Raw genomic sequence first — 6,925 nt, 5'->3', positions numbered from 1 at the left:
CTCTATTTCTAACTTATATAAATTCACCAACTGAGAGCTACATCACAAAATAAATCATAATGTTTTTAGTGTATAAGTTAATATAAGTTTTTCTATAGTTGTATTAAGGAATATATGAAAAGAAAGGTATTTTTTGTTGCGTGCGCGTCTTTGGCTTTATCAGCGTGCGGTGGTGGAGAAGGTGGCGAGAAAGACAGTAATACTATTGCGCCCAGCAACAACGAGTCTCAGTGTGGTAATATGCCCGAGATGTCCTGCAGCTATGATATCAATAAGTTAACTTTAAACTTTTCTCTTCGGACCACATCAGATTACATGATACGACCTGGAGCGTCGTTTTATGCTTCAGGGTATTCTCAAGGTATTTTTCCATCTCAAATCGATACCATAGAAATCCATGCAGATGGAAAAGTTTATAAACCTGGCAATAAATATAATCCAAATGTCAGTTTTCCGATAATACCAGTCGGTGCTCCCGCATATGAATTCTATTGGTATCGAAATGGTGACTTAGTTACTTCTACATCCATTGATCAGATTGCTAGCCCTATTAATATCGTTTCTAAAAATGAGAAGAATGGAACAGATATAGTGTCGGTCGAGTGGATAGAAGAAAATAACCATCAATATGACGTCGAGTTGCGGTTCTTAACTTGTACACAAAACAACGGAGAGGTTGTTAACATAGACCCTATCGAATATCGATATGAGAATCATACTTCACCATTCAGTTTTTCATTACAAGAGCAGTTTTCAAGAACCATTGATGAACTTAAGAGCGATTATGCTGAGTGCGACGTATTTATTGATATTTCTAGTAAAAACTTGCTGACTACCCCTTCTCATCAATCAAGAAAACTATTAATTCACTCATACAGTGGGGAACTCTTTAATATCTCCCTTTTCTAAATAGTATTTAAATCGAGTCATTAGCCCCCCGATATTTAATATCTCGGGGGCCAATATTGTGTCGTTGATATATTTCTGATTTTTTATTGAGATTCCCATACATGGCGATAAAACAACCAGATTTATTAAGAGCTTAACCTAATAAAATCACGCCAAAAAGTCCTTGGCAATCATCAAAAATGACAAGCTACCTATCGATTACTTAAGAGTAGGTTCACTCCCGATATAGCAAGAAATAACGAACACCCGCGATTGAAACGTTTCGCCATTTTCGGGTTTGAAAACCAGTGTCTTAAGTACAAACCAAAGATGGCGTAGATTGAAATGGCGACCATTTCTAAAATCAAAAACGTTGAGCCAAGTGCAAAGAACTGCTCTTGAACGTTGGCATTAGCATCAACAAATTGCGGTAAGAAAGCAGTAAAGATAAGAATCGCTTTCGGGTTGCCAGCGGCAAGCGTAAATTCTTGCTTCGCAAGCCCTGCGTAGTTGCGCGAGTTGTCCAAATCAGAGATCGGGCTGGACTCTGAACGCCAAAGGTTAAATGCAATCCAAAGTAGATACAGCGCCCCTACCAGCTTTATTGCTAAAAATAGCATTTCTGACGTATACAAAATCACGGCCAAGCCAGATGCAGACAACGCAATCATTGCTGAAAAAGCGGCAATTCTGCCTAAACTGGCTACAAATGCGGCCCTAAATCCGTAGCAGCGGGCGTTGTTCATTGCCAATAAATTGTTTGGGCCTGGAGCCATATTGAGAGCGAAGCAAGCAGGAATAAAAAGGAGAAGCTTCCAAATATCCATAATAAAATGGTCTTAGTGAGTTATTTTGGTTAGTACCCTAACATCTGCCATTAAAGTGAGTAAACCACAAACCAATCTTAAAGCAACTCGGCGTCAAATCGTGCCGTGCGAGCTTGAACTAACGTGCAGTTCGTTTCTGCCATCAACTCCGCTAAGGTGATGTTTGGGTTTTGTCTCACCAAACGTATCAACTTCACGTCCAAAGGTTCCAACTTGTCTTGGTGAGCGAGTAGAGCTTGCTCGATCTTGTTGATCGCAAAGCGCATCACCTCTGCCTCTTCGCTTTTAAGATGATCTAAAAACGCTTTTACATCCAAAGCCTCGCCTGAGATCTGCCAGTTACGAGATCGCCTAATTCGCTTAAGATCGCACTTTTTTTCTGCTGCTAGTGTTTTCGCTCGCTTGGCATGGTCGCCCCCAATACGGTGAATCAAGGATGGGAGCGAAATCGTAATCTTCGTCTCTTTCACCGCCTTTTCTTTCATCGTCTTAGCCCTCAACCACCGACACATTCTCGCCAACCCAAGCTAACAATTGTTTTGCCGCTTTGGATAACACTTGATTTTGACGTACGATGTAGCCGAAATCAGTGTTTGGAAAACTTGGCAAAGGCGTAACTTCTCGGGAAAGCTTTAATCTCGGATCGAGCGAGAAATCCGGCACAATAGCAGTCCCAAACCCCGCTTCCGCCCAGTCAATTTGAGCTTCCACACTACCCACTTCCATCACGCGATGCTTAGGCAGATTTAACTCAGGCAAAGACGCATCAATCAGCTCTCGGGTTCGAGTATCGTGCCCTAGCAGAATCAGCGTCTGGCTCTCTTTTCGATTGTCCTGCCACTCAAAAATGTTATCGCCAAACGCACACCAGTGAATCTGCGTGAGAGGCGTAAAATGCAGCGGTTGACTCTCTTTTTGTGCGATAACAAAGCCGATATCGGCACGCGCACTTTTCACCAAATCCACCGCTTGAGAAGACGTGGTATTGAACAATGCCAAATCGATACCCGGGTATTCACTTTTGAATTGCTGAAATGGTTTGATAAGCAGTAAACGTGAAACAATATCGCTCGCCGCAATAGAAAGCGTCCCCTGCGTAAGATCGTTGATGGCATTGAGATCCGACTGACAAATTTGCAGCTCATTAAGCATCCGCTGCGCCGTAGCTAACAAACGCTTCCCCGCTTGCGTCAACTGCACAGGATTTCGCTCAATCAGTTTCGTGCGCGTAGCCTGCTCCAACTGCTTGATATGCAAACTTACGTTCGGTTGCGTCATGTGCAGTTCCGTCGCTGTTTTGCCGAAATGTTTTACCTCTGCAAGAGTTACGAAGGTTCGCAGCCAGTTCAAATCTAACATTGCCAATTCCGATATGAGATTCTTATCAAGTTAATGAGTATAATTAATTTCTCTTATTATGGCGAACACCTTAAGATTTTTGCATCTGTTTTTGGAGATTAAATTATGTCGTCTATCGTTGTTGTGGGTGCAAACTGGGGTGATGAAGGCAAAGGCCGCATCGTTGACTTTTTGGCAGAGCAAGCTTCTGCGAGCATTCGTTTCCAAGGTGGTAACAACGCGGGTCACACCGTGGTTAACGGCCTAGGTACGTTCAAGCTGCACCAGCTTCCAAGTGGCGTATTCAACCCTGACTGTTTGGCAGTGTTAGGTCCGGGTATGGTTATCAGCCCTGCGTTGCTGTCTCAGGAAATTGCGGAAGTTGAAGAAGCGGGCGTAAAAGTGAATATGTGCATCTCTGATCGCGCGACACTGTGTCTACCTCTACACGCACTAGAAGATACGCTAGAAGAACAGCGTTTAGGCGACAAAGCATACGGTTCAACTCGCCAAGGTATTGCACCTGCGTACGGTGACCGCGTGATGAAGAAAGGCATTCTTGTTGGTTGGTTGAAGCAACCAGAAGTATTGGTTGAACGCCTTCAATTCATGATGGATTGGAAACTGCCACAACTGCGTGCACTTTACCCGACGTTCGAGTTTGAACAAACCGCTGAAGAAATGGCGAACTGGTTGCTAGAAGTGTCTGCACCTTGGCGCGATTCAATTTGCAACGTAACGCTTCCTCTAAAAGAGCTACAAGCAAAAGACAAAACACTATTGTTCGAAGCACAGCTTGGCGCGGGTCGTGACCTTGTTTACGGTGAGTACCCTTGGACAACATCTTCTAACGTTGTATCAATGTACGCGGGTATCGGTAGTGGCCTTCCGGCACTTCGTCCTGAACGCGTGATTGCGGTTGCAAAAGCATTCAGCTCATCAGTAGGTACTGGTACGTTGATCACTGCAATGGAAGAGCAAGATGCTTTCCGCGAACTTGCTGGCGAGTTCGGTGCAACTACGGGCCGTCCACGCGACATGGGCTACTTCGATGCAGTCGCTACGAAGAACGGCGTTGAACTGCAAGCAGCAACTGAAATTGCGCTAACGAAAGTAGACTGTTTGACAGGCCTTAACGATCTAAAAATCTGTGTTGGCTACGAAGGCGACCACAGCGAAAACCCAATCTGGCCTCAAACTGCAGCACTAGCACCAATCTACGAGAAAATGGAAAGCTGGAGCGAAGACATCACAGGTTGTCGTAAGTTTGAAGAGCTACCAGTAGCAGCACAGAAATACGTTCTACGCATTGAAGAACTGATGGGCGTACCAGTAAAAATGGTCTCTGTTGGTCCAGGTCGTGAACAAATGATTATGCGATAAGATGTGAAACGATACCAACTCTGACTGGTATCGCACATCATTGGCAAGCGGCTTATCTGTTCCGGGGTAAAGCCGCTTTTTTTTGCGCTATGTTTGCAGACCATTTAATCTTCTAAAAGCTTAACTCCTATCCTCCTTCCCTTTACATCTCTTAGCAAAACACGCCCTCACTTCTTACTTACAGATCCATCACTGGTATTTCGTTCAATGTTGAACAGGTTGCTGGTACATCTCACTTGTTAAAGAAGCACGTTAATTAGGTTAACTGGTTGATTTGATATTCTTTAAGTGATTAGTTGATCACGATTTTCATCTGCAATTTGTTGAGCTTGTGCTCAAAAATTCTCCCGTTCTGTTTTTAGGATAGAGGTTGTTCCCCAACCAACATCTAACCTAAAAGCAGGTGATTCCCATGACAAAAAATCTTTTCCGCCTCAGTACGATTACCCTTGGTTTGTGCCTCAGTTCTTTGTCGTTCGCCCAATCCGATCTTCCTAATATCAAAATCCTCGCGACTGGCGGCACCATCGCTGGCGCAGGTCAATCTGCCACTGAGTCGAACTACACCGCAGGTAAAGTTGGCGTCGAATCATTAATTTCTGCTGTGCCGAGCATGACCAACATTGCGGATATTTCTGGTGAGCAAGTCGTCAGCATCGGCTCTCAAGACATGAACGATGAGGTATGGCTGAAGTTAGCGAAAAGGGTTAACGAGCTGCTCGCTCAAGATGATGTTGACGGTATCGTCATCACCCACGGTACGGATACATTGGAAGAAACCGCATACTTCCTTGATTTAACGGTGAAGAGCGACAAGCCCGTTGTGATCGTGGGCGCGATGCGACCATCCACCGCCATGAGTGCCGATGGCCCGGTCAATTTATACAATGCTGTTGTTACTGCAACCGATGAGGACTCAAAAGGCCGCGGCGTGCTAGTGGCAATGAATGACACTATTTTCGATGCGCGAGATGTAACGAAGACCAACACCACCTCAGTAAGTACGTTCCAATCTCCAAATTTTGGCCCTCTTGGCTACATTCACAACAGCGATGCAAAGTACCAAAGAAGCCCTGAACGTAAACACACCACAGAAACCCCATTCGATGTATCAAAACTCAACACACTACCTAAAGTAGGCATTGTTTATAACTATGCGAATGCGTCGAGCTTGCCAGTCAAAGCCTTGGTTGATGCCAAGTTTGACGGTATTGTGAGTGCTGGTGTGGGTAATGGTAACTTGTACCACACGGTCTTTGATGAGCTAGAAAAAGCGAGCAAAGATGGCATTGTTGTCGTCAGAAGCTCTCGCACGCCAACTGGCTCAACGACTTTGGACGCAGAAATTGATGATGATAAATACGGCTTTGTTGCATCAGGCACGCTAAACCCACAAAAAGCACGTATTTTGCTGATGTTGTCACTCACGCAAACGAAGAGCTATCAAGACGTTCAGAAGATGTTCCAGTACTACTAAGGAACAATTATATAAGCTGATAATTGATAACCAGTAATACGTAAAGAGGAGGTTGATAGCAACCTCCTCTCATCCAAGTGACTAGCCGAACAAACGGCGTTTCATTCCGGCTCTCTCAAGAATGCGCGTTGAAATTTCTTCTACCGACAATGACGACGTGTTGATGTAAGGAATCGCTTCTCTTCTGAATAAAGCTTCAACCGTGTCCAACTCCAACTTGCATTGCTCTTCACTGGCATAGTCGCTGCCCGACAGACGATTCTCACGAATCTCATTCAAACGTTCAGGCGTAATGGTTAAGCCAAACAGTTTGTGGCGATGCACCTCGAACTCTGGCAACAAACGCATCATCTTGACGTCTTCGGCAATAAACGGGTAGTTCACCACGCGCAAGCCAAACTGCATCGCCATGTACAAACTGGTTGGTGTTTTGCCGCTGCGCGATACACCAAGCAGAATGATATCAGCCTGTTCCAAGCCTTTCAGTGTAATGCCATCGTCGTGAGCCAAGGTGTATTCGATCGCCGCAATACGGTCAAAATAGGTATCGGAATCTTTCCCTACACTGCGAGAGCGCTGCAACTTCGGGGCGGGTGCCATCTGAATGTCGTCTTGCACCTTTTGTACAATGCTTTCAAGCACATCGTAGCTGTATGCCGGAGCTTCTAGCAGCATTTCGCGTACACCAGGCACCACAATCGAGAAAAACACCAACGGTTTAACGCCGTTGCGTTGGTAGGATGTTTCAATTTCTTTAACAACATCCGCAACTTTGTCTTGGCTTTCTACAAAAGGAAAGGTTTTTTCATTAGGAATGAAAGGAAATTGACCAAGAACAACATGGCCCAATGTCTCACATGTTATCGCCGTACCGTCAGAAACATAGAACACATCACGACTTTGGTTATTTATTTGCATTTCTGTTTAATTTTTCAAAATCTTTTGAGTAGGATGGTAAACATAATATTAATAAACCAGTTTGGCTTTCAGTTAGGTTCCCCACAGCTTTTAA

7 protein-coding genes are annotated in these 6,925 nt (G+C 44.5%); 3 read left to right on the top strand and 4 right to left on the bottom strand.

Features of this window, described 5'->3' with window-relative positions:
* Positions 1-114: 114 nt before the first annotated feature.
* Entirely contained in the window at positions 115-909 is a 795-nt protein-coding gene (locus tag BIW15_RS18075) for a hypothetical protein (protein WP_077281396.1), read from the top strand.
* Positions 910-1,100: 191 nt separating this feature from the next.
* On the opposite strand, the gene BIW15_RS18070 is transcribed toward BIW15_RS18075, so the two are convergent.
* The 3 genes from BIW15_RS18070 to BIW15_RS18060 form a co-directional block, all read right to left on the bottom strand.
* Positions 1,101-1,715 carry a LysE family translocator gene (locus BIW15_RS18070; protein WP_023583973.1) on the bottom strand — a complete coding sequence of 205 codons (615 nt, stop codon included), beginning with the start codon at positions 1,713-1,715 and terminating at the stop codon, positions 1,101-1,103.
* A gap of 77 nt (positions 1,716-1,792) precedes the next feature.
* Positions 1,793-2,200: a ribosome recycling factor family protein gene (locus tag BIW15_RS18065; RefSeq protein ID WP_202633859.1), complete on the bottom strand. Its 408-nt coding sequence runs from the start codon at positions 2,198-2,200 to the stop codon at positions 1,793-1,795.
* A 4-nt stretch (positions 2,201-2,204) separates the two neighbouring features.
* Entirely contained in the window at positions 2,205-3,074 is an 870-nt protein-coding gene (locus BIW15_RS18060) for a LysR family transcriptional regulator (protein ID WP_005373812.1), read from the bottom strand.
* Positions 3,075-3,179: 105 nt separating this feature from the next.
* Here BIW15_RS18060 and BIW15_RS18055 point away from each other — a divergent pair, with 105 nt between their 5' ends.
* Together BIW15_RS18055 and ansB are read left to right on the top strand one after the other, a co-directional pair.
* A complete protein-coding gene (locus BIW15_RS18055; RefSeq protein WP_077281395.1) occupies positions 3,180-4,436 on the top strand; it encodes an adenylosuccinate synthase in 1,257 nt (418 codons plus the stop codon).
* Positions 4,437-4,848: 412 nt separating this feature from the next.
* On the top strand, positions 4,849-5,913 hold the full coding sequence (gene ansB, locus BIW15_RS18050; RefSeq protein ID WP_077281394.1) for an L-asparaginase 2: 1,065 nt from the start codon (positions 4,849-4,851) through the stop codon (positions 5,911-5,913).
* Between the two features lie 81 nt (positions 5,914-5,994).
* On the opposite strand, the gene BIW15_RS18045 is transcribed toward ansB, so the two are convergent.
* The gene (locus BIW15_RS18045; protein WP_005464081.1) at positions 5,995-6,831 is read right to left on the bottom strand and encodes a pyruvate, water dikinase regulatory protein; all 837 of its coding nucleotides are present in this window, start codon (positions 6,829-6,831) and stop codon (positions 5,995-5,997) included.
* Between the last annotated feature and the right edge of the window lie 94 nt (positions 6,832-6,925).

This window comes from Vibrio sp. SALL6 (genome assembly GCF_002002385.1).
Classification (GTDB): domain Bacteria; phylum Pseudomonadota; class Gammaproteobacteria; order Enterobacterales; family Vibrionaceae; genus Vibrio; species Vibrio parahaemolyticus.
Note: the sequence above shows the minus strand (reverse complement) of the source record. Positions and strands in the feature narration are given on the sequence as shown.